Annotated in this window: 22 protein-coding genes; 9 read left to right on the top strand and 13 right to left on the bottom strand. The window is 69.2% G+C overall.

Features of this window, described 5'->3' with window-relative positions:
* Positions 1 to 1,428 precede the first annotated feature (1,428 nt).
* The 6 genes from B141_RS0125250 to hisC all read right to left on the bottom strand — a co-directional run bounded on the left by B141_RS0125250 (position 1,429) and on the right by hisC (position 10,361).
* The gene (locus tag B141_RS0125250) at positions 1,429 to 2,379 is read right to left on the bottom strand and encodes a glycine betaine ABC transporter substrate-binding protein (protein ID WP_020577977.1); all 951 of its coding nucleotides are present in this window, start codon (positions 2,377 to 2,379) and stop codon (positions 1,429 to 1,431) included.
* A gap of 86 nt (positions 2,380 to 2,465) precedes the next feature.
* Positions 2,466 to 3,470 carry an ABC transporter permease gene (locus B141_RS51645; protein WP_020577976.1) on the bottom strand — a complete coding sequence of 335 codons (1,005 nt, stop codon included), beginning with the start codon at positions 3,468 to 3,470 and terminating at the stop codon, positions 2,466 to 2,468.
* The gene (locus B141_RS42635; protein WP_020577975.1) at positions 3,467 to 4,789 is read right to left on the bottom strand and encodes a quaternary amine ABC transporter ATP-binding protein; all 1,323 of its coding nucleotides are present in this window, start codon (positions 4,787 to 4,789) and stop codon (positions 3,467 to 3,469) included. Before B141_RS42635 ends, B141_RS51645 begins: the two co-directional genes overlap by 4 nt.
* A 495-nt stretch (positions 4,790 to 5,284) precedes the next feature.
* Positions 5,285 to 7,180, bottom strand: a complete 1,896-nt coding sequence (locus B141_RS0125235; protein ID WP_020577974.1) for an ABC transporter ATP-binding protein — start codon at positions 7,178 to 7,180, stop codon at positions 5,285 to 5,287.
* Positions 7,177 to 9,006: an ABC transporter ATP-binding protein gene (locus B141_RS42630; protein ID WP_169512971.1), complete on the bottom strand. Its 1,830-nt coding sequence runs from the start codon at positions 9,004 to 9,006 to the stop codon at positions 7,177 to 7,179. The genes B141_RS0125235 and B141_RS42630 overlap by 4 nt, the downstream gene beginning before the upstream one ends.
* A 257-nt stretch (positions 9,007 to 9,263) precedes the next feature.
* Complete coding sequence (hisC, locus tag B141_RS0125225) at positions 9,264 to 10,361, bottom strand: histidinol-phosphate transaminase (RefSeq protein WP_020577972.1); 1,098 nt, start codon at positions 10,359 to 10,361, stop codon at positions 9,264 to 9,266.
* Positions 10,362 to 10,559: 198 nt separating this feature from the next.
* On the opposite strand from hisC, the gene B141_RS42625 reads away from it, so the two are divergent.
* The 4 genes from B141_RS42625 (at position 10,560) to B141_RS0125205 (ending at position 14,187) form a co-directional block, all read left to right on the top strand.
* Positions 10,560 to 11,267, top strand: coding sequence for a DUF3159 domain-containing protein (locus B141_RS42625; RefSeq protein ID WP_020577971.1), 708 nt, complete (start codon positions 10,560 to 10,562; stop codon positions 11,265 to 11,267).
* Positions 11,268 to 11,540: 273 nt separating this feature from the next.
* Positions 11,541 to 12,284 carry a PadR family transcriptional regulator gene (locus B141_RS0125215; RefSeq protein WP_020577970.1) on the top strand — a complete coding sequence of 248 codons (744 nt, stop codon included), beginning with the start codon at positions 11,541 to 11,543 and terminating at the stop codon, positions 12,282 to 12,284.
* A 246-nt stretch (positions 12,285 to 12,530) separates the two neighbouring features.
* The gene (locus B141_RS0125210; protein ID WP_020577969.1) at positions 12,531 to 13,274 is read left to right on the top strand and encodes an SDR family NAD(P)-dependent oxidoreductase; all 744 of its coding nucleotides are present in this window, start codon (positions 12,531 to 12,533) and stop codon (positions 13,272 to 13,274) included.
* A gap of 13 nt (positions 13,275 to 13,287) precedes the next feature.
* On the top strand, positions 13,288 to 14,187 hold the full coding sequence (locus tag B141_RS0125205) for an NAD(+)/NADH kinase (protein WP_020577968.1): 900 nt from the start codon (positions 13,288 to 13,290) through the stop codon (positions 14,185 to 14,187).
* Between the two features lie 145 nt (positions 14,188 to 14,332).
* On the opposite strand, the gene B141_RS0125200 is transcribed toward B141_RS0125205, so the two are convergent.
* Positions 14,333 to 15,178 (bottom strand): NAD(P)H-binding protein, encoded by an 846-nt coding sequence (locus B141_RS0125200; protein ID WP_020577967.1) that lies wholly within the window; start codon positions 15,176 to 15,178, stop codon positions 14,333 to 14,335.
* Between the two features lie 127 nt (positions 15,179 to 15,305).
* On the opposite strand from B141_RS0125200, the gene B141_RS0125195 reads away from it, so the two are divergent.
* The 4 genes from B141_RS0125195 (at position 15,306) to B141_RS0125180 (ending at position 18,420) form a co-directional block, all read left to right on the top strand.
* Entirely contained in the window at positions 15,306 to 15,905 is a 600-nt protein-coding gene (locus B141_RS0125195; protein WP_202805906.1) for a TetR/AcrR family transcriptional regulator, read from the top strand.
* A 201-nt stretch (positions 15,906 to 16,106) separates the two neighbouring features.
* Complete coding sequence (locus B141_RS42620; RefSeq protein ID WP_020577965.1) at positions 16,107 to 16,400, top strand: luciferase domain-containing protein; 294 nt, start codon at positions 16,107 to 16,109, stop codon at positions 16,398 to 16,400.
* A gap of 97 nt (positions 16,401 to 16,497) precedes the next feature.
* The gene (locus B141_RS0125185) at positions 16,498 to 17,052 is read left to right on the top strand and encodes a low molecular weight protein-tyrosine-phosphatase (protein WP_020577964.1); all 555 of its coding nucleotides are present in this window, start codon (positions 16,498 to 16,500) and stop codon (positions 17,050 to 17,052) included.
* Between the two features lie 462 nt (positions 17,053 to 17,514).
* Positions 17,515 to 18,420, top strand: a complete 906-nt coding sequence (locus tag B141_RS0125180) for a fructosamine kinase family protein (RefSeq protein WP_020577963.1) — start codon at positions 17,515 to 17,517, stop codon at positions 18,418 to 18,420.
* 59 nt (positions 18,421 to 18,479) lie between these two features.
* Here the strand turns inward: B141_RS0125180 and B141_RS0125175 are convergent, their stop codons facing one another.
* From B141_RS0125175 to B141_RS42615, 4 genes are all read right to left on the bottom strand, one after another.
* Positions 18,480 to 20,723, bottom strand: a complete 2,244-nt coding sequence (locus B141_RS0125175) for an alkaline phosphatase family protein (RefSeq protein ID WP_020577962.1) — start codon at positions 20,721 to 20,723, stop codon at positions 18,480 to 18,482.
* 5 nt (positions 20,724 to 20,728) lie between these two features.
* Positions 20,729 to 21,994 (bottom strand): nickel pincer cofactor biosynthesis protein LarC, encoded by a 1,266-nt coding sequence (gene larC, locus B141_RS0125170; protein WP_020577961.1) that lies wholly within the window; start codon positions 21,992 to 21,994, stop codon positions 20,729 to 20,731.
* Positions 21,991 to 22,788 carry a nickel pincer cofactor biosynthesis protein LarB gene (gene larB / locus B141_RS0125165; protein WP_020577960.1) on the bottom strand — a complete coding sequence of 266 codons (798 nt, stop codon included), beginning with the start codon at positions 22,786 to 22,788 and terminating at the stop codon, positions 21,991 to 21,993. The genes larC and larB overlap by 4 nt, the downstream gene beginning before the upstream one ends.
* A 115-nt stretch (positions 22,789 to 22,903) precedes the next feature.
* Positions 22,904 to 23,998, bottom strand: a complete 1,095-nt coding sequence (locus tag B141_RS42615; protein WP_020577959.1) for a molybdopterin-guanine dinucleotide biosynthesis protein MobB — start codon at positions 23,996 to 23,998, stop codon at positions 22,904 to 22,906.
* A gap of 357 nt (positions 23,999 to 24,355) precedes the next feature.
* Between B141_RS42615 and B141_RS42610 the strand changes: the two genes are divergently transcribed.
* Complete coding sequence (locus tag B141_RS42610; RefSeq protein ID WP_020577958.1) at positions 24,356 to 25,339, top strand: serine/threonine-protein kinase; 984 nt, start codon at positions 24,356 to 24,358, stop codon at positions 25,337 to 25,339.
* Positions 25,340 to 25,375: 36 nt separating this feature from the next.
* Here the strand turns inward: B141_RS42610 and B141_RS0125150 are convergent, their stop codons facing one another.
* A complete protein-coding gene (locus B141_RS0125150; RefSeq protein WP_020577957.1) occupies positions 25,376 to 25,798 on the bottom strand; it encodes a YciI family protein in 423 nt (140 codons plus the stop codon).
* 125 nt (positions 25,799 to 25,923) lie between these two features.
* Positions 25,924 to 26,760: a hypothetical protein gene (locus tag B141_RS46075; RefSeq protein ID WP_157181267.1), complete on the bottom strand. Its 837-nt coding sequence runs from the start codon at positions 26,758 to 26,760 to the stop codon at positions 25,924 to 25,926.
* Positions 26,761 to 26,800: the final 40 nt, after the last annotated feature.

Below are 26,800 nucleotides of genomic sequence, written 5' to 3'. Positions count from 1 at the left end.
ACTTCGTAGGTCACCTGCTGCTTGCCCTGGCCCCGGGAGACGCCGAGCGCGTCCCAGGTGTCGGGCAGCAGGTCGATGGCCACACCGGTCCACGACGCGGGACCGCGGTCCGCGACCGGAGCGGTCACGGTCTTGCCGGTCGCCTTGCTCGTGATGCGAACGAGCGTGCCNCANGGCACGACCCACAGAGCGACACCCTTGGTGGTCGTACGGCTGTTGCCGCCGCAGGCCAGCGGCTGGTACTCCGAGGAGTCACCGAAGTACGACGCCAAGCCACTCTTGGTCTGGGTGACGTTCAGGCCACTGGTGCTCGAGGAGGAGCTGGAGCCCGAGGACTTGGAGCTGGACGAGCCGGAACTGGACGAGGACGAGGAGCTCTTGGCGTCCTTGCTCGACGTGGACGACTTCGCCGAACCGGACTTCCCGTCATTCTTTTCGCCGTCACCGTGACGGTGAAGGCCCTTGTGGTCGTGCTTGGCGTGGCCCTTGCCCTTGTCGTGGCCCTTGTGGAGGCCCTTGTGGAGGCCCTTGTCCTTCTGGGCGTCGTCGTCGCCGTCTTCCTTCTCCTTGGCGCCGTCCGACTTCTTCACGTCCGACCGTAGCGTGGCCGACTCCCCCGAGGCGCGGGTCTGGCTACGGGTGGCGTTCTGGAACGCCGCGGATTCCACATCGGAGGTGGCCGTGTCCGCGGACCGGCCGGTCGACAAGGTCACGCTGGCGGCCGCGATGCCGCTCGCCGCGAGCACGGCGGCCGCCGCACCCAGGATGATGATCTTCTTGCGACCATTTTTGAACACATGCTGGCCGGACAAGGTGAAAACCTTTCGATCGGGGACAGGGATCGTGCCAAGACGCGGAAACGATCTCCCCCGACCGCTGCAGACACTGCGGTTTGTGCACGCGAATTCCGTTGGAACGCGCGACCTCTGTTATGCGGGAAGCTTCCCTCCAGACCCAGCAATGGCCTTGAAGAGACACACTTCCGGCGTCCGGTGCGAACGGAAACGAATAATGTCATCACAGTCGGACGACTTAGGCTCGCATGAATTCATAGATCAATCCAAGTCCCGCTTTTGGCCGTCAAGGTGAGCTTCTTCACAACGGTCGCTAAGGGTCACCAGCGGGCGGCGAAACGCAAGTGAAACAACAAGGACTTACGAATAATCCTGGACGATCACAAAGAATATGGGTGATCCATTTTCACCTGTACTGACCCTCGAATTCGCGATCATGTTCGTGATCGTGAAAGCTTTTGGGACGCATAACCCCTTTTGGCCTGACGATAATGGAACGAGCAGCTCAGAGCTGGTCGTACTTGAACGTATCACCACAAACGGGAACGCCCGGCAGCCGTCACAATTTCGACGGTCACCGGGCGTTCACGATCACCCGCGACGCTGCGGAAGCCAGGTCCGCAGCAGTGGTCGGCTACTTCTTCGTCAGACCGGCCACGAAATCGGGGTTCTCTTCCATCCAGGCGGTCACACCCTCGGCTTCCTTGCCCTTGTGCTGGTTGAGCGCGACATCCTCGAGCGTTCCGAGATCCTTGTCGTTCATCTTGAACGACGAGAGCCAGCCGGCGACCTCCGGGAAGTCCTTCTGGAAACCCTTCCGGGCGATCACGTGGATCTGCTCCGCCTTACCCATGGACCCCTTCGGATCCTCCAGATCCCGCATCGGCAGCTTGGCGTACGCCCAGTGCGGGCGCCAGAGCGTCACCACGATGGGCTGCTTGGCCTTGACCGCCTTGTCCAGCTGGGCGAGCATCGCGGGCGTCGACGACTTGACGAGTTGGTACTCGCCGTCCAGACCGTAGGCCGGCATGGCGTCCTTCTCGGTCACCCGCATCAGACCGGCACCAGGCTCGATTCCGACGATCTTGCCGTCGAACTTCCCCGCCTTGCCCTTCAGATCCTCAATGGTCTTGACGTCCTTGACGTAGTCCGGCACTGCCAACGCGAGCTTGGCGTTGTCGTACCAGATGCCGAGATCCTCCAGCTGGCTGGAGTACTGCTTCCAGTACGTCTCATGGGTGACCGGCAACCAGCCGTCGAGGAAGACGTCGATGTCCCCCTTGGCCATACCAGTGAACAACGGCCCCGGATCCAGCTGGACCAGCTCGACCTTGTAGCCCTTGCTCTCGAGCGCCTGCTTCCACAGGTGGCTCGTCACAATGTTCTCATCCCATGGGATCCAGCCGATCCTGATGGTCTTGTCCTTGCCACCGCCGCTCTCGGCCGTCGTGGTCGTGCTCGACTTCTCACCCGAACCGTTGTCGCTGTTGGCCCCGCCGATCGTGCCGCAGCTTGCGACCACCGCCAGTGCGAACAACGCGGCAAGAGTGGTGGTGATGTGCCTTAACGGCCCTCCACGTCGCACGGTTGACTGTCCTTTCCTCGTCGGATTGTTCAGGTCACGTGCCGATCCGGAGGCACACTGGCCCCGGATCGTGGCCCGCCGGTTGGTCAGCGATCGCTGGCAGCGGCGGCGCGTACCACCGCTGAACGATTCGTCAGGGACGCGGTCAGGCGATCGAGATAGACCGCGAGAACGACCACCGCCAGGCCCGCTTCGAATCCCCCGGCAACGTCCACCGTCGAGATGGCGGTGTACACGGAACTCCCGAGACCACCGGCGCCGACCATGCCGGCGATCACCACCATCGACAACGCCAGCATGATGATCTGGTTGACGCCCGCCATGATGGTCGGCAGGGCGAGCGGGATCTGGATCCGGCCAAGGATCTTCATCGGCGGGGCACCGAAGGCCTCACCGGCCTCCACCACCTCGCGATCGACCTGGCGGATTCCGAGTTCGGTGAGGCGTACGCCTGGCGCCATCGAGAACACCACGGTCGCCACCACACCAGGCACCACGCCGACGCTGAAGAGCGAGATCGCGGGAATGAGGTAGACGAACGCCGGCATGGTCTGCATGAAGTCCAGCACCGGCTTGACGGCTCGGCTGACCGCGTCGCTGCGGCCGGCCGCGATCCCGATCGGCACCGCGAGCACCACCGTGATCGCGCTGGCGACCAGAACCAACGCCAGGCTTTCCATCGCCGGCTTCCACTGACCCATGCTGTCGATCAGCCCGAAGGCCACCACTGCGAAGAGGCCGAACTTCCAACCCCGCAAGGCGAATCCGATGACGCCGAACGTCAACGCCAGGACCACCGCGGGCGGAACGCCGGCGATCGCCGCGAGATACCCGAGCCCGCCGGCGATGACGGTCGCGGCCACCGCGATCTTCCAACCCCGCAAGAAGAAACCGAGCAACCCGAAGACGAGCGCGAGGACGATGATGATCGGCGTGGCAAGGAACGTGGCCAGCGCCGACACAGTCGCGCCAACCAGCCCACCGAACGCGTCGAACACGGAGCCGACGTTGGTGGTCAACCAGTCCACGATGCCGGCGAAGACCTCGCCGACGGGTACCCGCGGAACACTCAAGGACGCAAGGACGGTCACGAGGCCACCTCCGTCGCATCCTTAGTGTCGCTGTCGGGGAGATCCGGATCGGGTACGCCGTCATCAGGCGGCCCGCCGTCAGTCGAGGGTCCATCGCCCTGGGCGCCGCCTTCGGGGCCGCCTCCGTGAGTGAGGTCGACAGGGCCGTTTCCGAGCGCCGCGAGCAGTGTCACCCGAGGAATGACGCCCACCAGGCGATCGTCAGGGTTCACCACCGCAAGGGGTACCGGACACTCAGCCGACGGCGCGAACAGATCAGCGACCACGGTGTCCGGGTCGATCTTGACGACATCAGCGGGATCCATCAACCCAGTAAGGGATTCCTGCCCGCGGCGTACCGCGTCCGCCACCACGCTGTCGCGTACGGCGCCCACGAGGCGGCGATCCCGGTCGACCACGAACGCCGCGCCGACCTGGTTCTCCCGCATGGTTCGTAGTGCCTGCCGGGGCCCCGAGCGGGCACCCACCATGGCGATCGGCTTCTCCATCACCGCGCTCGCCGTCAGGACGCGGGTGCGGTCGACGTCCTGGACGAACTGCGCGACATAGTCGTTGGCGGGATCCTGCAGGATCTCTTCTGACGTACCGATCTGGACGATCCGGCCGTCCCGCATCATCGCGATCCGGTCACCCAGTCGCATCGCCTCGTTGAGGTCGTGGGTGATGAAGACGATGGTTTTGCCCAAGCTGGCTTGGAGTTCGAGCAACTGGTCCTGCATCTCACGGCGGATCAGCGGATCGAGCGCGCTGAAGGCCTCGTCCATCAACAAGACGTCGGTGCCGGCCGCGAGCGCCCGCGCCAGCCCCACGCGTTGCCGCATGCCGCCCGACAACTGCGTGGGCAGGTGGTTCTCCCATCCAGCAAGCCCCACCAGCGCCAGGGATTCCCGCGCCTGCTCGACGCGTTCGGCCTTGGGCACCTGGCGAACCTCGAGCCCGTAGGCGGCGTTCTCCAGGACCGTGCGATGCGGCAGCAACGCGAAGTGCTGGAAGACCATGCTGATCCGCTGCTGCCGGAGGGCCCGCAGCTTCTTGGCTGGTAGGCCGCTGAGTTCGGTGTCGCCGATGTACACCTGGCCGGATGTGGGTTCGAGCAGGCCGTTGAGCATCCGGATCAGCGTCGACTTCCCTGACCCCGAAAGGCCCATGACGACGAAGATCTCGCCTTCCTCGACGTCGAACGACGCGTCGATCACCGCCGGAGTGACACCGAGCCTCCGGACCTCCTTGGTGTCCTTTCCCTGCGCCAGCAGGTCGACGGCGTCATCGGAACGACGCCCGAACACCTTGTAGAGCTTCTCGGCACGTACGGCGGGCACGGCTCCCTCATCGTCGGTTGTCGCGCGCCACAGCACGGCGTTACAGCGCCGGCACGGCGGAGCACTCGGGGCTGTCAACCGTGGGTTGGCGCGTCAGCACCACGCCACACAGCAACGGCCGGACACGACAGGCCCCTTCCCGATCCGGCGACGGATCGACACGCGACAACCGCGCACATGCCTGGTCCAGCAAACCCCTCGATGGGCTTGGTCGATTCAAGACCGTACCTGGCCCTGTTAACAAAAAGCCAACCGGACATCCTAAAAGTGCAGATTCGCCGCGAATGCCGTCACAATGAGTCGCCGCCGCAGCGACTCAGAGCCATAGCCTTCTGGGGCGAGGTGTGAGCAATGCCACGCGGCGCCGGCCGTCCCAGACACAAAAGGAGCGGAGACTTTCCCGGGTTTCGGCCCGGAAAAGTCTCCACTCCTGCGGGGCTCAAACCGCCCGCCGCTGCGTGCGCTGGTTGCGCGCCAGCCCGTCAGCCGCCCACCTCAGGCGAGGCTGTCGAGCCAGGCCTGGTGCAGATGCGCGAACCTCCCCGTGCCCGCGATCAGCTCCGCCGGCGGACCGTCCTCGACAATCCTCCCGGCCTCCATCACCAGCACCCGGTCGGCGATCTCCACCGTCGACAGCCGGTGCGCGATGATCAACGCGGTCCGGTCCGCGAGGATCGTCCGCAGGGCGCGCTGCACGAGCCGCTCACTCGGAACGTCGAGGCTGGACGTCGCCTCGTCGAGGATGAGCACCGCCGGGTCGGCAAGGAACGCCCGCGCGAACGCCACCAGCTGGCGCTGACCGGCCGACAGGCGACCACCCCGCTTGGCGACCTGCGTGTCATAGGCATCCGGCAGGGACTCGATGAACTCGTCCGCCCCGATCGCCCGGGCCGCCGCGACGATCTCCTTCATCGACGCGTCGGGACGCCCGAACCGGATGTTGTCGGCCACCGTCCCGGTGAACAGGAAGTTCTCCTGCGTGACCATCACGACGGCCCGGCGCAGCGTGGCCTCGTCGAGGTCGCGCAGGTCGACCCCGTCGAGGGTCACCCTGCCCTTCACCGGGTCGTAGAACCGCGACAGCAACTTCGCCAGCGTGGTCTTGCCGGCACCGGTCGCACCCACCAGCGCCAGCGTCTGGCCCGCTGGCACCTTCAGGTCGAGGTGAGGCAGCACCGGCCGCTCATCCACGTACCCGAACTCCACGCCGTCGAAGTGCACCTTGCCGCGCGCCTGCCGCAGCTCGACGGGCTTCGCCGGCTCGGGCACGTCCGGCTGCTCCTCGAGGACACCGGACAGCTTCTCCAGAGCGGCACTCGCCGACTGGAAGGTGTTGTAGAACTGGCTGATCTCCTGCATCGGCTCGTAGAACTGCCGGAGGTACAGCAGGAACGCCGCCAGCACACCGACCGTGACCGCGTCGTGGAACGCCAGCCAACCGCCGTACAACAGCACCACGGCGATGGTGATGTTGCCGATCACCTTGATACCCGGCATGAAGACCGCGATGAGGCGCATGCCGTGCATGTTGGCGTCGCGGTAGGCGACGTTGACCTCTTCGAAGATCTCCTGGTTGCGCGGCTCGCGCCGGAACGCCTGCACCGCACGGATACCGGACATCGACTCGACGAAGTGCACGATGACCGCCGCCACCGTCTCGCGGGTCCGCCGGTACGCGATGCTCGACTGCTTGCGGAACCACTGCGTGAAGAGCAGCAGGATCGGGATCGGGATCAACGCCACCAGACCGAGGTGGCCGTCGAGCACGAGCAGCAGGATCGCCGTACCGACCAGCGTGAGGACCGCGCTGACCAGCCCGTCGAATCCGGACTGGAGCAACTCGTAGATCGCGTCGATGTCAGATGTCAGGCGAGAGATCACCCGACCCGAGGTGTACTTCTCGTGGAACGACAGCGACAGCTTCTGGAAGTGGTTGAAGATCCGCCGCCGCAACTCCAGCAGGATGTCCTGACCGATCCGGCCGGACAGCTTCAGGAATGCCTGCCGGGTCACCGCCTGACCGATCGCCGCCGTGAGGACGACCGCGACCACGGTGATCAGGGTCCGCGCGCCCTCGCCGGCGATCATGGGTGGGATACCCCGGTCGATCCCGATCTTCACGAGGTACGGAATCGCCAGCCGGGCGGCGTTCTCCAGGACGACGATCGCTATCAGCCAGGCGATCAGCTTCTTGTGTGGCCGAAGCAGGTCGCCGAGCAGGCGGCGGGAGCGATCCCGGAGGAACAACGACGCCTTGTCAGGGATTTCGTCCCGCTGCTCGGCGGAGACACCGCGCCAGTCCTTGACGTCCTGCTGGGGCTCCGTGTCGGCCGCCCCGTTGGAGTTCGCTTCGGCGTCCTGGTCGGAGGCCGTTGTCGTAGGTGCGGTCACGACAGGACCTCCTCAGCGTCCAGGTCGGCGTCCTGAGCCAGCAGCTCGCGGTACTCCGGCACCGTTGCCAGGAGTTCGGAGTGGGTGCCGACGTGGGTGACCGTGCCGTTCTGGATCAGCGCCACCTTGTCGGCGAGCAGCACCGTCGACGCGCGGTGTGCCACGACGATGCCGGTCGCTGAGGCGAGCACGTGCCGCAGTGCCTCCTCGACCAGCGCCTCCGTCTCTACGTCGAGCGCGGACAGCGTGTCGTCGAGTACGAGGATCTTGGGCCCGGTCAGGACGGCGCGGGCCAGGGCGAGCCGCTGGCGCTGACCGCCAGACAGCGACATGCCCTGCTCGCCGATCCTGGTGTCGAGGCCCCAGGGAAGGTCGTAGACGAAGGTCGCCTGGGCAACCTCCAGCGCCTCCCGGATGTCGTCCTCGGTCGCGTCCGACCGGCCGAGGGTGAGGTTCTCCCGCACGCTCATCGAGAACAACGTGGGTTCCTCGAACGCGGTCGCGACGACGGACCGCAGCGCCGGAAGCGTGAGGTCGCGAACGTCGTGGCCGTCGATGGTGACCCGGCCCGACGTCACGTCGTACAACCTCGGCACCAGCGCCGTCAACGTGGTCTTGCCCGACCCGGTGGCACCGACGACCGCCAGCGTCTCGCCTGGACGGATGTCGATCCACACGTCGTGCAGGACGTCGACCTCGCTGTCGGGGAACCGGAACCCGGCGCCTTCGAACCGGAGGTGGCCCCGCGGCTTCTCGATGGTCTCGCCGCCGCCGGTGATGGACGGCTTGGTGTCGAGTACCTCCATCACCCGGTCGGCCGCCGTCATGGCCTCCTGCGCCATCGCGAGGATCTGCCCCAACGACGCGATCGGCCACACCAGCTGGAGCATCAGTGTGGTGAACGCGACCATGGTGCCCAGCGTCAGCGAGCCCTGACCCACCGCCAGCGCGCCGAACAGCAGCACGCAGGCCAGCGTGACGTTGGGAACGAAGCCGAGGAACGTCCAGAAGCTGGACGAGAGCCGGACCTTGTCCATCGAGGTGGCGTACAGGTTGCGCGCCCCCTCGTCGAACATGTCGTAGACGTGGTGACGCCGGCCGAAGGCCTTGATCACCCGGATCCCGACCGCGCCCTCCTCGATCACGGTCGCGAGGTCACCCTGCTGGTCCTGCACCTGCCGGGAGATCCGGCGGTACTTCTTCTCGAACCGGTTGGACAAGATGAGGACCGGGATCGCCGACGCCGCGACGAGCAGCCCGAGCGGCCAGTACATCCGGAGTAGCAGCACCGCCACGATGACGAGCTGGACGATGTTGGTGACGAGGAACAGGATCCCGAACCCGAGGAACCTCCGGATCACCGAGAGGTCGGTGGTGACACGGGAGAGCAGCTGGCCACTCTGCCAGCCCCCGTGGAACGCCATCGGGAGTCGCTGCAGATGTGCGTACACGTCGTCACGGATCGCGGTCTCGAGCCCCAGCACCGCACGTGACTGGATCCAACGACGGACGAAGATCAGGAACGCCTCGACGATACCGAGGAAGATGGCGACCGACCCGAGAAGGATCAGTCCGCCGGTGTCCCGCCGGGCCACGGGACCATCGATGATTTCCTTGGTGACCAGGGGAATCGCCAGGCTCGCGCCCACGCCGGTGAGGGCCGCGAGGAACATCAGGATCAGTCGGCCGAGATAGGGCCGGAGGTACAACCGCAGTCGCCACAAGGAGTCGAGGCCGCGCAATCTGGCGCTACGGAACTGTTCTGGATTTGGATTCGTCTGATTGTCTGACTGTCGGGCGGCGAGCGCCGTGCTATCTGATGGCATCTTCGGGCAGGCCACTCCTCACCGAGTATCGACCGAAAGAGGCTGCCGGATCGCCTACCGGGACCCCTCCCGTCGATCCGGTCAGGTCAAAGATGACCAGTCCAGAGTAAGCCTTCGCGTCAACCAGAAAGTGCCGAAGCACCGAGCTTCAAGCGTGACAGACGTTTCACCCCGGTCGGGTGATGGCCGGAATTGGTCAGCTCCGGTGACCTTGCGGGCCACCGGAGCGCGCGCGACGTCGGGGATCCAGGATGGGTTCAGTGAGTCTGTGCGGCCCAGCGGGCGGCGACGTCGAGCACGATGTCGTTGGCCGCGGGTTCGCCGATGGTGATCCGGCAGCCTGCCCCCGGGAACGCCCGGATGATGACCCCCTCCGCCTCGCACGCGATCGCGAACGGATCCGCCTGTGCAGCAAGCGGCAGCCACACGAAGTTGGCCTCCGTGGAGGGTACGTCGAATCCCTGGGCCCGTAGGCCCTCGACGACCCGGAAGCGTTCCTTCACCAGCTCCTCGACCTGCGCGAACAGCACGTCCTCGCAGGCGAGGGCCGCCAGCGCCGCATCCTCGGCGACGGACGAGACGGCGAACGGCGGGGTGCAGGCGCGCAGCGCGTCGGCGACCGGGTCATGCGCGATGGCGAAGCCGATCCGGAAGTTGGCCAGGCAGTACGCCTTGGAGAACGTCCGCAGCACGCAGACGTTGGGATGCTCGCGGTAGAGAGCCAGCGCGTCGGCCGCCTCGGGGTCGCGGACGAACTGGATGTAGGCCTCGTCGACCACGATGAGCACGTCGTCCGGCACCCGGGCACAGAACGCCGCCAGCTCGTCGTGGTGGACCACCGGCCCGGTCGGGTTGTTCGGCGTACACACGATCACGGCCCGGGTCCGGTCGGTGATCGCGTCGGCCATCGCGTCGAGGTCGTGCCGGGCGTCGGACGTGAGGGGGACCCGGATCTGCGTCGCACCCGCGACCTGGGCGGCGATGGGGTACGCCTCGAACGACTGCCAGGCGTAGACAACCTCGTCGCCGGCCTGGCAGCTGGCCTGCAGGAGGTGGTAGAGCAACGCGACCGAGCCGGTGCCGGCCGCGAAATGGTGGGCCGGAACGTCGAACCGCTCAGACAGCTCGGCGATCAGACGGCTGGCGGCGAGGTCGGGGTAGCGGCCCATCTTCTGAGCCGCGGCCTGGGCGGCCTCGAGGACCTCGGCCGGCGGGGGGAAGGGATTCTCGTTGCTCGACAGCTTGTACGTCGGCCGATCCTTCGCGGGCGCGGCCGGCCGGCCCGGCTTGTATGACGGAATCCCCTGCAGTGCGGTACGAAGGCGGGGGCGAGGTCCGGGCGGCTGTGCGGTCATGAGGTCACGATAGAACCCCCCGGCGGGAGCGGTCGCGCCGCGGACCACGTTCAGTAGGCCTGGCCGGAATGATCACGTATGCGTGATCATTTGGGTCCCCTGGGGTGCGGCTTACCCGTCCCCGCCGCGACAACGGGCGGGAGCGAGCCCGGGCGGGGTGCGGGCCTAAGGCAGTCTTGGGGTGTGCAGGTAAGCGACGTGGACGAACCAGCCCGGCAGCGACCGCGCGACGAGCACGGGGCTCGCCGCGCGCCGACAACGCCCGGCGCGGAGTCCACGGACGCGGCGCGGCAGGAGTCCCTGAGCCAGCTGCTCGGCGGCTGGCGAGGCTCTGTCGACGCCACGTTGCCGCCGGTCGCCTTCGTCGCGGGCTGGCTCCTCGCCGAGCGCTCGGTGATCTGGGGTGCGGGCGCAGCCGTCGCGGTGAGCATCGTCCTCGCTGGTTACCGGCTCGCCCGGGGCAGCCGGCCACGCGGCGTACTCCTCGGCCTCCTCGGCGTGGCCGTCGCGGCGACCATCGCGGTGCGGACCGGGCGGGCCGCCGACTTCTTCCTCGTCCAACTCGCCACCAACGCCGCGAGCGCGCTCGCGTGGATGGTGAGCATCGCCGTTCGCTGGCCGCTGCTCGGCGTGGTCGTCGGGACCGCGCTTCGCCAACGCGGCGCCTGGCGGCGTGATCCGGCGCTGTTGTGGGCGTACGGCGTCGCGTCGTGGGTCTGGGTCGGGCAGTACGTCGTACGCGTGAGCGTCTTCGGCGTCCTTTATGCCGCGAATGAGGTGATCGCGCTCACCGTGGCCCGGGTCGCGCTCACCTGGCCTCTGGTCGCGGCCTGCGTGGCGGTGAGCGCGTGGGTGCTGCGGCGTTCCCTCCCCCGCGAGCACCCCGGCTTCCGCCACCCGCAGTAGCTCCGTACGGCGCCGACCGCACGCTTACCTCGACCTCGCCTGGGTCGGGGGCACCCCTGGCCAATAGAGCCGTACGAGGGCGCCCCCGACCCAAGACCTCGCCGCCGTGTCCGCAGGGTACCCGCTCAGCGGGGCGTTTCGTTCCTTCGGAGCAATCCCACTCGTCGCGCCTGACCCCACTACACGCGTATCCGCACCCTTGCCTGCGCTGTATCGGCGATATATCGTGAAGCATCGTCAAGATAGATTCTGATCTCATGGGGAGGAACTCAGATGGACCCCCGTTTCACACCATTCGCCCGCAGCCTTCCGTTTGCCGCGATGGCTGCCGCGCACGTCAAAGCCATGAAGCACGCCGCCTTCGGTGGACCACATGGCGGGCCTCACCACGGTGGGCCGGGCCACCACAGTGACCTCGGCCATCGCGGCGGACCGTTCCCGGGCGGCGGACCCTGGGGACGCCGCGGCGGCTTCGGTCCTGGCGGTTGGGGCCGTGGCGGCGGCTGGGGACCGCCGTTCGGATTCCCCGGTCGCGGTCCGCGTGCCCGCCGTGGCGACATCCGCGCCGGGATCCTGCACCTGCTGGCCGACGTCGACCGGCCGATGCATGGGTACGAAATGATCCGCGAGCTCCAGGAGCGCAGCGGCGGCGCCTGGCGACCGAGCGCCGGCTCGATCTACCCCACCCTCCAACTCCTCGAGGACGAGGGCCTGGTCGCGTCCACGGCGGAGAACGGCAAACGGCTCTACTCCCTCACCGACGCCGGCCGCGAAGAGATCGCGAGCCGCGGCGGTCAGGCACCGTGGGAGGAGTTCGCCGAACCCGCCGACTCGCCGTGGGGTGAGCTGCGGGCCGCCGGGATGGGGCTGATGGCCGCCGCCATGCAGGGCGCCCACGCCGCGAACGAGGACCAGATCCGTCGTATCGCCGAGACCCTGAAGGAGGCGCGGGCCCGGATCTACCGGATCCTCGGCGAGGACGAGCCCAGGGACAGCCACTCGGAGCCAAACTCCTGACCGATGCCCACACTCCTGGCGAAGCGGTCAACGCCCGGATATTCACCTAGGTCCGGCCGTACCACCGGCCAGGGTCGCGCGGCCACCTCACCGGCTCCGCGCCCTGGCCGGCTTTTGACGTTCGACTGGCTAGGCTCCGAAGGAGGAGGACCAGGCCTCTCGCCAAGGAAATGATCACGTTTGCGTGGTCATTCCCCACGAGCTGATCGAACGGCCCACTCGGAAGCACAAAGTGGGTGAAGAACGATGTCAGAACTCCAAGACACATCGACCCTGGTGACCGGCGGTACCAGCGGTATCGGACGAGCCGCCGCGATCGCGCTCGCCGATCTCGGCGCACACGTCCTCATCTCCGGCCGCGACGAGGTACGCGGAAACCAGGTGGTCCAGGACATCCGCTCAGCCGGTGGTCAGGCGGACTTCCTGCCCGCCGACCTGCGCGACGCGGCATCCGCCCGCTCGCTGGTCGCGCGAGCGCGGGAGCTGGTCGACCAGGTGGACGTACTCGTCAACAATGCCGGTATTTACCCGCTCGGGCCCACTGAGCGGACGACGGAGCGGGAGTTCGACGCGGTGTTCGCGTTGAACGTCAAGGTGCCATATTTCCTGGTTGCCGAACTCGCACCGGAGATGGCGAAACGCGGTCATGGCGTGATCGTCAATGTGACCACCATGGTCGCTGAGTTCGGCGCCACGGGGACGGGGTTGTACGGCGCGAGCAAGGCCGCGCTGGCACTGCTCACCAAATCCTGGGCGGCGGAGTTCGGGCCCCATGGGGTCCGGGTGAACGCCGTGAGTCCCGGTCCCACCCGCACCGATGGCACCGCTGAACTCGGCGACGACCTCGACCAACTGGCGGCCGCCGCGCCAGCCGGACGTACCGCCACGGCGGAGGAGATCGCCGACGCCATCATCTTCCTGGCCACCGACCGGTCGAGTTTCGTGCACGGCGCGATCCTGCCCGTCGATGGTGGACGCATCGCGGTCTGAGAGCGGCAGAATCATGGGTTTTCTTACCACCGTTGGGGTTGTCCTGCATCCGCGCCGCGACTGCGCGGTCGTGGACCACACGCTCACCACCTGGACACAGCGCCACGACGTCAAACTGCTGGCTCTGGCCGGGGAGGAGGCCCGCCTGATGGGCGCCGCAGCTCCGGCTGAGCCCGAGGAGGTGGCAGCCGCGGATCTCGTCGTCAGCCTGGGCGGTGACGGGACCATGCTGCGGGCGATGCGCCTGGTCAGGGGCCGGGGTACGCCGGTACTCGGCGTGAACCTCGGGCGGCTCGGATTCCTGGCCGAGGTCGACATCGACGATCTCGACCAGGCGCTGACGGCGGTCGACGCGGGAGGCTTCGCCACTGAGGCGAGGTCCGCGGTGCGGGTGAGCCGGGCTGACCGGGAGGGGTGGGCGTTCAACGACATCGCCATCACCCGAATACCCGGGCACGGCATGACAATGGTCGAGTTGTGGGTCGAGGGACACCCCTTCGTACGCTACGCGGCGGACTCGGTCGTGGTCGCGACGCCAACCGGATCGACGGCCTACAGCTTCTCCGCGGGCGGACCGATCGTGTCCCCCAAAGCCGTGGGATTGTTGGTGACGCCGGTGGCACCGCATTCGGCGTTCAATCGGTCGTTGTTCCTGACTCACGACGAACACCTGGCGCTGAAGGTGCTGCCGGCGAGCGGAAGGTTCGCCGTGGAAGCCGACGGCATCGTGGTCGCGGACGGCGGCCCGGGCGACTGGCTGGACCTGGAGCATGTGGCGAACGCCGCTCAGGTGGTTCGGCTCGGAAAGACGACGTTCTTCCAGCGGGCACAGCGTCGGCTCCGACTGACCGGCTCAGTCGAAGCCGACGACGACTCCGATACAGCACCGAATCCCAGACGGCTCGAGGAATGACCACCGGAAAGGTGCCCGATGGGGTCGCGGAGTTGATCAACGGTCCCGAAGTCGGACACCTGCGACTCCGGGTGTCCGACTTCCCCGCCGTTGATCAAACTCGGGTCCCCTGCGCTCCTCTGGTCAGACGAACAACTCGGGTATGTCATCTGAAGGCGGCGACGTTGCGGCCGGCCCATTCGGCGTACGTACGAGGCGCGCGGCCGATGATTCGCTCGACATCGGGACTGATCCGCTGCTCGGCGGGCGTCGGGTCGCCAAGGATCGCGAGAGTGGTGTCGGCCACGGTCTCGGGCATGAATTCCAGCATCCTGGCGCGGGCCTCCTCGCGGGTCTGCTCGACGAACCGGATCGGCTCGCCGAGCGCGTCGCTGATTGCCTGGGCCTGCTGCCGCGGCGTGATGAGAGCGGGACCGGTCAGCTCGTAGGTCTGCCCGGCGTGACCGCTCCCGCGTAGCGCAGCCGCTGCGACCTCGGCAATGTCGGCCGGGTCGATGGTTGGCAGGCCGACGTCGCCGAACGGCGCCGCCACCAGGCGCTGCGTACGAATCGCCTGGATCCACGCGAAGCTGTTGGAGTTGAAGCCGCCGGGCCGCAGGATCGTCCAGTCCATGCCGGCCTGCCGGACGGCGTCCTCGATGGCTCGTCCTCGTACGCCATGAGACAGGGACTGCGGTCGGGNGGCGACTCCCTGGGAGGAGAGCAACACGATCCGCCGGATTCCACCCGCCTTCGCGACGTCGAGGACGTGCTGCGGGCTCGGCTGAGGCACGCTGGCAGCGTCGAACAGGAACAGCGCGTCGGCCCCATCGAGGACGGGCCGAAGACTCTCGGGCGCGGCGAGGTCTGCCCGTACCTGCCGAACGCCTTCCGGCACGGCGGTCTCTGCCGAGACACCTCGCGACACTGCCGTCACCTGCTCACCGGCTGCCGCTAGTGCCTCCACGAGGGGCCGGCCTACGTTGCCAGTGGCTCCGGTCACGACGATCATGAACGTCTCCTATCGATTGCGATCACTCATGCTGAGGGCGCCCTTGAGCGGCCACTGCTTAGTTAGTTAGCTGACTTACTGCCTGGACGATAGCCGGTGGCTGCGCAGACTGTCTATAGTCAGTTAGGTGACTAACTCGAATCTTGGGACTCGTGCCCCCATCGACACGAAGAAGCAGGGCAAACGGGAGCGCCTGACGGCCGCCGCTGTGAAGATGCTGCACGAGCAGGGCGTCGAGAAGACGACGCTCGCTGACATCGCGCAGGCCGCCAATGTCCCTGTGGGCAACGTCTACTACTACTTCAAGTCCAAGGACGCCCTGGTCGACGCGGCCATCGACGCGCATGCGCAGAGGCTCCGGGCGATGATCGCCGCACTCGACGAGCTCGCCACGCCCCCGGAACGGCTCAAGGCACTCATCGGCGGCTGGGTGGAGCAACGCGACCTGGCCGCGCGGTTCGGCTGCCCCTTCGGCACGCTGTGCTCCGAACTCGACAAGCGCGCCGACGGCCTCGACCGCAACGCGGCCAAGGTCGTCCAACTCCTGATCGACTGGTGCCAACAGCAGTTCCGTGCCATGGGTCGCCGGGACTCCCGCGACCTCGCCGTCGCCCTGATCGCGGCGTACCAAGGGATTTCCCTGCTCACCAACACCCTCCGCGACCCCCAACTCATGACCCGCGAAGGCAGGCGGCTGGAACGCTGGATCGACTCACTCGCCGACTAACGCTGGAACCGTTCATACTCGTGCGCCATGGAACTTCCCAGACGAAGAGGACCGCGGCCGAGAACCTCCAGCGAAGGACCGCACCGGCAGCTAGACCGGCAAGCATCTCCAGCGCTGTGGGGCCGCCTGATCTACGAAGCAACCAACCTCCCCCATGTCCAGGAAGGCCGCAGTCAGGTCTCACCGGCGCCGTCCAGGGCGTTGCTGTTTCCTGACCTCAGTGACATCCGCGATCGGTCGACCTCGCTCGCGCCGAATCCGCCGCTCGAGCCAGTGCACATCCACGGCGTCACCGACACCAGCGTTCATCTCTGCCTGCCGTCCGAGAGAGCGGCCGCCGTATGTGAACTCGGCTGGGGTGAGCCACACGGGTACGCCGATCACGACACCGAGATCATGGTGTACGGCCCGCGCGATGACGACGAACTCGCGCTCGTCCTCGGCATTGTCCAGGAGAGCCTCGAATTCGCCTGGACGTCGAACCAATCGGGCTGACTCGAGGGCTGGTCGTCGATGCGTGTACGCCGTTCCGCCTGCGCGACCGATCTGACGGTGCCGGACCGACGAGCGGGGCAGGGCATGCTTGTCTCTCGTGACACTGCCGCTTCCGCGCGCCGCCTCGCCGGCGCCGTACCACATCAGCATGATCTGCCTGGGCAATATCTGCCGCTCCCCCATTGCCGAGGTCGTGTTCCGCCAGCGCCTCGTGGACGCCGACCTCGCCACCGCCGTCGTCGTGGACAGCGCCGGACTCGGCGGTTGGCACGTGGGCCAGCCGATGGATCCGCGCTCGCAGGCGGTCCTTCGGGAGGCGGGGTACGCCGAGGGCGAGGTACGCCGGCACCGTGCCCAGCAGATCGAGCGGGACTGGTTCGCCAGCCGGGACCTCGTCCTGGCGATGGACGGATCCAACCTGGACGGACTCCGGAGTCTCGCGCCCGCCGGGGACGCCGCACGGATCGCGCTGTTCGGTACGTACGGCGGGAACATCGGCGAGATTCCGGATCCGTATTACGGCGGCCCGGAGGGGTTCGCGCACGTCCTTCGGTTGGTCGAGCGGGCCGCGGCGGGGCTGGCCTCCGACCTCGCGGAACTGCTGGGCTCGAGCAGGCCAAGCGCCACGCCGAGCACGCGACCGGCACCCTGAGGGTTCCGCGAAGTCGCGGCCGGAACCGCTAGCAGTCCGGTCCGTGAGACAACCCGCCGCCTCTCAGCATCCGGGCTCATTGGGTGTACGCGATGTGAGACAGCGAGGACCTCACGCGGCAAGTCGTCACCAGGCAAGGCAAATTGAGCATGCTTCGTGGGGCCATGCCGCGTGAGGTCGCGCCCGTCTCAAATGGCGTACACCCAATCGTTTCGGATGCTGAGAAACCGGGCGCCAACCCGGGGTTGTCATAGGAATGTCAGCTAAGAGACCGAGAAACCTATGACAGCTTGGCAAGCACACGGGCCCCAGCGCCGTCGCCCGCCCGGTCCGCGCCGTCGCCCGCCCGGTCCGCGCCGTCGCCCGCCCGGTCCGCGCCCTTCCCCAGCCCTCACGTCATTCTGTTACGGAATCGGCACTAAACCGGCACGCAGCGTGTCCAAAACACCCTAATATCGGGCAATGGCACGGCAGGCAAGCATCGCGTACCACGTCGAGGAACTCCTCGGCACGACAGTCATCGCAACGAACCCCGTGGCCGGCGGCGACATCTGTATCGCCACCCGCGCCCGACTCGGCGACGGACGCAGCGTCTTCGTCAAGGCCCGCCCGGGCGCGCCGGCCGGGTTCTTCGCCACCGAGGCCAGCCACCTCGCCTGGCTCGCCGCGGCCGGCGCGGACGCCGCTCCCACCCCGGCGGTCCTCGGGTATGACCAGGAGTGCCTGATCCTCGAATGGGTGGAGGCCGGTCGTTCCTCCGTGGAGGCCGCCGAACGCCTGGGACGCGCGCTGGCCGCCACGCACCGCGCGGGCGCACCGGTGTTCGGCGCCGAGGCTGACGGCTTCATCGGGCCGCTGCCGCAGCCCAACACACCCAGCGAGCGCTGGACGGAGTTCTACGGCAGGTACCGCGTCGAGCCGTACCTCCGGATGGCGTTCAACCGCGGGCGGCTCGGCGCGGACGACGCCAACGCGATCTGCGAGGTCCTCGACCGGATCGAGGACCTCGCCGGGCCGCCGGAACCCCCGGCGCGGGTCCACGGCGACCTGTGGTCAGGCAACATCATCTGGGCCGTCGACGGCCAGCCCCGCCTGGTCGACCCGGCCGCCCACGGTGGTCACCGGGAGAGCGACCTCGCGATGCTGGCGTTGTTCGGGGCGCCGCACCTCGACCGCCTGCTCGCGTCGTACACCGAGGTCCACCCGCTCGCCGACGGCTGGCGCGAGCGGATCCCCCTGCACCAGATCCACCCGATCCTCACGCACGCGGCGTTGTTCGGTGGGGGGTACGGCGCGCGGGCCGGGCAGGTCGCCCGCGATCTCCTCAGTGCCCGAGCCCGCCAGGCGTCGGGAGCGAATCCGGCGTAGAGGCACGAGCAGCGGAACCCCTGCCGGCTGCCCCCGGCCGGCTGCCGTGGCGCCGTCGACTACCCGGACGCTGCCGGTTGCCCAACCCCTGCCGACTGCGCGGGCGCTGCTGTCAACGCGGCGGCCTTTCGTACCGGAGACGAACCTGGCCGCGCCGGGGACGAGCCGGGTGCGGAGCGGATCACCGCGACCACCACCAGAGGGGCCGCGGTCATGAGGATCGCCGCGGGTACGGCAAGGCCGGAGTCGTTGGCCGCGAACCCGACCACTCCGGTCACGAGGATGGCCCGCAGCGTGGGCGCGAGCGTCGGCCAGCGGTGGTAGGCCTCGGCCAGCGCGTCGGCCCGGAACCGCCGTGGGCGGAGTACGACGAGGATCGCCGCGACGTAGACCACGATGCAGCTCCAGCCGAGCGGTCCGCCGTACGTCACGGTCGACAGCGCGGCCTCCGCCTTCCGCACGATCACCGGGACGGCCTCGCCGTCGATCACCCGCTGCACGAATGTGCCGAGGTGGGAACGCTGCTCCGCCGGGCGCAGCCAGTCCGCGACCGCCACCGCGCTCACCGCGACCACCGCCGCCACACCGACCAGCAGGATCCGCCGCACCGTGAGCCGGATGCCGGTCACGCCCGCCACGAGCACCGCGACGCCCGGCACCAACGCCAGGACGCCGCCGAAGTCCGCGCCCCAGGTCGGCCAGCCGTCGATCAGGACCGCCGCGGCGCCGATGCCGAGAACGATGAGCCCGGTGGTACGCCGGTGCCAGCGCTCGGCCGACCGCGCCGCGAGCCCGCCCGCCGCGAGCAGGGCACTGGCAGCGAAGATCGAGAAAGCGACGTTGCCGAACCCGAAGTACCTCCCGCCGACGATCGGCAGGTCCCCCGGCGTGACGAGGTTGCCGCCCTGCAGGTGCGAGCCGGTCACCACGTCGACCGCGAGGACGGCGGAGGTGGCGAGGGCGATCGTGGTCGGTGCCGCCCACGGCGGGTCGTACGGCATCCGGGCGGCGAGGAACGCGATCAGCACCGTCAGCCCGCCGAGAGCGAACCCGAGCGACCACACCGGCGCCGGTGAGAGCGCCCATGGGACCAGGCTGGTGAGGAACGCCGCGCACGGAAGCGCCCCGGCGAGCAGGGCGACGCCCGACGCGACGCGGCCCGCGACCCGGCGGATCGCCGCCCGCCGGGTGAGGGCGAGCGTCAGCAATCCGACCGCATAGCCCAACACCTGAACGCCGACCAGCCCGGCGAACACCCACACGCTGGAAGCGCGTACGACGTCGTTGACGGTGGTCGACGACGTGAGCCGGGCGAGCGTACCGGCGAGATCGTCGGCGCGGCCGGCGGTGGAGGTCCAGGGAACGCCGGCGATCCCCCGGGCGTCGGGGACTCCCAGCAGCGCGGTCACGGTGGGCGTGAGGTCGGTGAGCTGGACGAGTCCGTCCCGCCGGGTCGACGTGGCGGTGAGCTGCCCGCGCTCGACGATGCCCGGCCCGGCCATCATCGCCACCCGTAGTGCGGTCTCGGTGGTGTCGGGCTCGTCGGAGAGGCCGGCGACGACGACGGTCGTCTCGGGCCCGGCCGCGGCACGGAGGTCGCCGACCAGCTGGTCGGCCCGGGTCAGGGCGTCGGCCCGGCCAGCGCCGGCCGGCAGCGCACCCGCGTCGACGACGGTCAACGGGCAGGCCGTCAGCAGGCCCGGGTCGAACGCCGTGCCCGCCCCCTCCGCCTCACCAGGGAGGTAGCGGTCGACCCGGCCACGCGCGTCGGCGAGGGCGACCGCCGCTCCCGGACCGACCGCGGTCGCGCAGACCTTCGCCTTGGCCAGTGCCTCAGCCAGGAGACCGAGCTCGGCGCCGTACACCGTCGAATCCTGGGCGGATGCGAGCCGCGCCCATCCCTGGACCATGGAGGGGGACGTGCCATCGGGTCCGGGTCCGTTGGTAGTCGACGTGGGCACGATCCGCGGCGGCGCGGCACACCGCTCCGGCCCAGCCGTCCGCTCCGGGCCGGCCGCCCGCTCCCCCGCCGAGACGCTGAGCCAGGCATCGAGCGGGCAGGTGCGTTCGTTGACGGACCGGATCACCAGAACCCCGGACGCGCCCTCGCTGACCATCCGGGCAAGGGCCGGCGTACGGGTCGAGGACAGGTCGTCGGCGCGGAGTCCGCTGAGGCCGACGAGGACCACCCGGCGTTCCGGAGCGGCGAACGCCGGTCCTCCGCTCGCGGCCACCGTCAACGCGGTCACGACAGCGAGCAGGAGAACGGCGGGAGCGAGTAGGGCGGCGCGGCGTCCGGTCATCGCGCTCAGGTTATGCCCAACTGCTGTGCGTGTACGGCGGCGACAGCCTCCGCCAAGACCACCTTCACAGGACGGCCGGTCCGCTCGGCGAGTGCGGCCACGTCGTCGTACTCGGGCTGCGCGTTGACCACCGCACCGGCGTACGACGCGACCTTGACGCGGACCTCGCCCCCAGGCAGCGCGATCGTGCGGGTCTCGCGGTCCAGCGGCAGCTTGCTCACCGGGGTGCTGCGTACCCCGATCGCCGAGGTCTCGGTGAAGATGACCCGGCACACGTCGTCCAGCCGGCCCGGCTCGACCAGGACCGACAGCGTGTGCGCCGGGCGGCCCTTCTTCATCAGGATCGGCGTGAGCCACGCGTCGGCGGCCCCGACCGCGAGCAGGCGGCTCAGGACGGCCGGCCAGATCCGCGGGTCGAGGTCGTCGACGTTCGTCTCCACGACGAGTTCGGTCGAGGTGGCGGGCGTGCCCGGTCGTGACGGCGTGCTGGACGGCACCTCGTCGACGGCGTCCCCCACGAGGAGGCGTACGACGTTCGCCCGGCCCGGCGTGTCGCGACCGCCCGCCCCGAAGCCCTGCGCGCGTACCCGCATCGGCGGCTGCGAACCCCACGCCGACACGTGGGTGGCGAGCAGGGCCGCACCCGTCGGCGTGCACAGCTCACCCACCGGAGTCCCGTCGATCTCGCCGGCGTACGACGGTGCGCCCGCGGCGGCCAGCAACTCCACCACCGCCGGCACCGGCACCGGCAGCCGGCCGTGTGCCGCGCGTACGAACCCCGACCCGACCGCGACCGGTGACGCGAGGACGCGGTCGAGCCCGAGGTGGGCGAAGCCCGCGCACACGCCCACCACGTCGGCGATCGCGTCGAGCGCGCCGACCTCGTGGAAGTGGATCGCGTCGGGGGTGGTCGCGTGCACCTTCGCCTCGGCCTCGGCGAGGCGGCGGAACGTCTCGTGGGCGGCCTGGCGGACGGGTTCGTCGAGGTCGGCGGCGTCCAGCAGCGCGCGGACGTCGGCCCAGGTGCGGTGGTGGGTGGAGTCGGTCCCGTCGACCGTGACCAGCGTCGCGGCCAGGCCGTTGCGGGTTACCAGCGAGGCGCTCAGCTCGACTGCCTCGGGCGCCACCGCGTCGACGGCCCGGGTGAGCACCTCGAGCGGTACGCCCGCCGCGACGAGCGCGCCGAGGAGCATGTCGCCGGACGCACCCGAACCACAGTCGAGCCAGCCGATCCGGCAGCTCCGCGCCACCTTCCCTGATCCCATGCTCATCGGGCGACCTCACTCCGAGCGGCGCTGGCGGCGCGGCGGGCCACCCGACCCGCGAACACCCCCGCGCCGAATCCGTTGTCGATGTTGGTGACGACCACGCCGGGCGCGCAGGAGTTGAGCATCGCGAGCAGCGCCGCGAGCCCTCCGAACGACGCGCCGTAGCCGACGCTGGTCGGCACCGCCACGAGAGGAACGCCGGTCAACCCGCCGACCACCGACGGCAGGGCGCCTTCCATGCCGGCGACCACGATCAGGCAGTCCGCCTCGTCGAGCTGGTCCTTCACGGCCATCAGGCGATGCATGCCGGCGACTCCGACGTCGTTGATCCGGCGTACCCCCGCACCGAACGCCTCGGCAGTGAGCGCCGCCTCACGGGCCACCCGCGCATCTGACGTACCCGCCGCGACCACACACACGAGGCCGGCCGGCTCGGGCAGGGGACCCACGGTGGCGGCGCCGGCCACGTCATCGATCCGGGCGTCGGGGAAGGCCGCACGCACCTGGTCGATCGCGGTCGCGTCGAGCCGGGTCGCGAGCGCGGCCCGATCCGGGTGGGCTGCGCGGAGCGCGTGGAGGAGGTCGACCACCTGGTCAGGCGTCTTGCCGGCGCCGTAGACGACCTCGGGGTCGCCGGTGCGGGCCAGCCGGTCGGTGTCGAGCCGGGCGTAGCCGAGGTCGACGTACCCCGACGTGCCGTCCGCGGGCAACGCGGTGCCGGCGGGCGGCAGGTGGTCGCCGGGCACCTGACCATTGGTGGCGGGACCGGAGCCGGAAGTGGTGTCGCGGGAGGTCATGGCCTCGACCTTAGGAGGTCGTGCGGACAAGGTCTCTGCCGATATGCGGCTGACGTCGCGTTGCGGGCTCCGCGGCCCTGTCCGCGCGACCTTCCGAACCCGGTACGCGTTCGTTCTAGACCGCCGCCGCCCGCGACACCGAGGACACCAGGCCGAGCAGTTCGGCCGCCACCCGCGGTGACTGCAGGTCGAGCTGCGTCAGGGGCCCGAGCCCGCACGCCTCGGCCTCACGGAGGGCGAGCGGCGACGCGGTGAACCGTCCCGTGACCGCGCGGACGTCGTACCCCCACGACCGCAGCCGATCCGCTCCCGCCTGCGCGCCCAGGGCGTCGCCGGCGGCGAAGAGCACACCGTCGAGCAGCAGCCGGATCACGGGCGACGCGAGCAGGGCCGCGGTCTCGGCCTGGAAGATGCCGTCCGCGATCTCGACCACCGCGACGTCGGCGCCACGGCGGGCGATCTGGTCGACCAGCCCCGCGGCCGCGCGTTCCAGGTCGTTCACGGGCACCTTGTAGGTCGTGGGGTAGCCCGCGTCGGTGAAGTCGTAGATCCACTCGGCGCCGGCGTCTTCGTACTTCCACAGGTCACCGCCAGAGCCGGTACCCGTCACCTTCACCGCGCCCACCCGCAGCCCGGCCCGGGACAGTCCCCTGACGAGGGCGGCGAGGGCCGTCGTCTTGCCGGCGTTCATCGACGTCCCGACGACACCCACCGTGTGCAGCGGCCGGGTCGTGGGTTCGGGACTGTCGACGGCACACCGCGCGAACTGTCGCAGATTGAGCGGCTGGCCGTTGACCGCGAGGAGGCCGGAGGGTTCGAGCCGGGTCGGTGCGGCCACCTTGGGCGAGCGGGAGAGGCACTGACCGGCGATGCCGCCCCCGGCCAGCAGGTCGCAGGGCCCGAGGTCGTCGGAGACCAGCCCCTCGAAGGCGTCGGGGGCGTAGCGGGCGCCGTACGCCACCACGACCTCATCGTCGACGTACATCGTCGCCCGCCGCCCGTCCGGGCGTTCCAACCAGGCATGCTGCCCGATGCCGGTCACCCTGGCCAGCACCAGGTCACCAGGCTGCGGGCGGACCCCGTCGACGAGCGACCAGGGCCAGTCGTGGGGGGTGTCGAGGAGGTGGACGTTGCGCGTCGTGAAGCCGCGCTTCGCCCGGGCCAGCCGAACGGGATCCAGGGCCATGACCTGGTGGGCAGAGGTCGGCACAGTGGGCTCCTGTGGAGAGAGATTGGGCCAAGGTCCCGCCGAAGAGACTCGCCCCTGTTGGGAGAGTTCGACGAGACCCATCGAGCAGGGTCGTCAGGGGGGAAGGGGTGGTACGAAGGTACTGCCGTGAGGGGGTGGTGAAGCCGACGCGGCGTTGACGGTCCCCGGCAGATCCCGTCCGTGTCAATACCGCGGTTCGGCCGATAGTAAGACGCGCCGCTGCGGCGTGGTGGCCCGACTGCCTGTTTCGTGTCAAAGAGGTCCTACGGGCCGGGTCCGGGCGATCATCGGGCCCGGCGAGCTACGCGCTGTTTTCCCTTGCGGCGTTGATGATTCTTTCGATGTTCGTACGCGGTTGTGGCACGGCCACTCCTGGGAGGCGGGTGGCGAACCGCGCGGGTCGGGCCGCCCCCGCTCGCCGTCCCGACCGGCGTCGATCCAGCGCTCGACGGACACGCCAATCCGAGCGCACGGCGAGTTGACAAGCTCGAACGCATGTTCGACCATCGAGGGGTGGTGAGTTCTTCACGGGCGGGCGACCTCGACCCCGACGTCGACCCCAGTGTCGACGTTGGCGTCGGTCTTGGCGTCGCGCGGATGCCGCGGCGCTCCGACGCCGATCGGGCCGCCGTGCTCGCCGACCTGCGCGCTGAGCTCGCCGCCAAGCCGACCGCGGCGGCGGCCGGGCGGGCCGTCCCGACCCTGCCCACCTTGCCGGCGTTCGCCGATCTGCTGCCCGGGCAGGGGCTACGCCGGGGAGCCAGTTACGCCATCGAGAAGTCGACCATGCTCACGCTCGCCCTCGCCGCCGGCCCTTCGCGGGCGGGCTCCTGGTGCGGAGTGGTCGGGATGCCGGGTTTGGGCGCGGAGGCCGCCGCCGGGTTGGGTATCGACCTCACGCGGTTCGTGCTGGTCCCGTCGCCTGGACGCCAGTGGTTGAGCGCCGTCGCCGCGCTGATCGACGTCCTCGACGTGGTGGTGGTGCGGCCACCGACCCGGGCCTACGACGCTGAGATCCGCAGGCTCGCGGCGCGGGTACGCGAGCGCGGGGCGGTCCTCCTGGTCCAGGACGGTGACTGGGCGGGGTCCGAACTGCGGTTGGCGATCAGGTCGAGCACCTGGCACGGCCTCGGTGCGGGACACGGCCACCTGGCCGCCCGCGAGGTCACGGTCGAGGCCACCGGACGCGGCGCGGGCGGCCGCCGGCGTACGTCCCGGTTGTGGCTGCCCGACCGGGACGGCGGCGTGCGCCCCGCCGCCGTCGCGAGCCCGACCCTCGCCAGTCCCGCGAGCGGCTCCGGCGACGACGACGTTCGCCGCCGGTTGGAGCGAGTGAGCTGACCTCAAGCCACCCGCTCCCACGGGCTTCGTTCCATTTCAGGCGCCCTCGACCTGGGCCCGCAGACGCTCCTCGCGCTCGCGCAGCTCAGGCGTGAGCACCTCAGCGAAGTCGTCGGCCTCGAACACCTGGCGAATCTCGATCTCGCTGTCCTCATTCATGGGGTTGGGGCACCGCTTGACCCACTCGATCGCTTCTTCCTTCGACCTGACCTGGAACAGCCAGAATCCCGCGATCAGCTCCTTCGTCTCCGCGAACGGCCCGTCGATCACCTGCCGCTCCTCGCCGGAGAACCGCACCCGGGCGCCCTTCGAGCTCGGGTGCAGCCCCTCACCGGCCAACAGGACGCCGGCCTTCACCAGCTCCTCGTTGTACTTACCCATCGCCTCCAGGAGCTCCTGGCTCGGCATAACGCCCGTCTCAGACTCCGCTGTCGCCTTCACCAGCACCATGAACCGCATCGTTGTCTCCCTTGTCTGTCGCGTGCCCACCTTGCCTCTACCAACGCGTCGAGCACCACGACACCGGATCGACACCCCTGCATCAAGATTTTCTGGAGGGGACACCCGCGGCTCTGGCGTACGCCTCAGACGTCGATCAACTCCTGGCGCGCGCCGGGTTCCCGCCCGCGCATTCTGAGGCGAAGACGTACGGCGGCTGGGCGACCCACCGCACCCCCGACCACGCCCACCAGGAGCGCGGGCAGCGCCCACCACCAACCAGACGAGGATCCGCTCGACGGGGACACGGGGGTACGAGCGGCCGTCGCCGCCGGGGGCGCCGTCGCCGGGTCGGCGGCCCTGCTCGGCTTCCCCGCCTGATCGGTGATCGCGGCCTGACGGTCGGCGTCCGCCGCGGCCGAAGCCTCGGCGGTAGCTGTCGGCGCGGGGGCTCTTGGCGGCTGCGCACCGAGGTCGAGCACCCCCAGGCGCTTGAACAACGCGAGGAGTTCGCCGGGAGCGCGGGAGCGGTGCCAGGTCCCGTCCTCCTCTACGGCCAGCCCGGCGTCGAGCAATCGAGTGCTGATCCACAGTTGCCCGCTGGCGGGGTGGACGAGGACGCGGTCTGTACGCCAGGCCGTGATGTCGTGGATCAGCCAGGTCACATTGACCGACGTCCAGGTCTCGTCGGAGAACACACGGGGCGCCTTTTCGCCCGAGGTTGGCGCCTCGGCGAGCGCCTCCTCAAGCCGTTTGTACGCCGGGTCCGAGTAATAGATCCCCGTGACCCGTGCCTGCTCCGGCGCGACGATCAGCACGCTCGTGGGTCCGCCCGCCGCGGCTGGTCGCTGACCTAGCACCAGCGTGCCGGCCAGGGTGGCGACGAGGGCAAGGAGAGCCGTGATGATGTGCCTCATCCGGCGGGTGGCGAGGCGTACGGATCGACTGGGACGGTCTGGCGAGAGGATTGTGGAGCTTCGCATGGGTGCTCCTCGAGAGCCGGGAAGGTCATTCCGACACCTC

Origin of the sequence: Actinopolymorpha alba DSM 45243 (assembly GCF_000373925.1) — a bacterium.
Lineage (GTDB): Bacteria > Actinomycetota > Actinomycetes > Propionibacteriales > Actinopolymorphaceae > Actinopolymorpha > Actinopolymorpha alba.
Note: the sequence above shows the minus strand (reverse complement) of the source record. Positions and strands in the feature narration are given on the sequence as shown.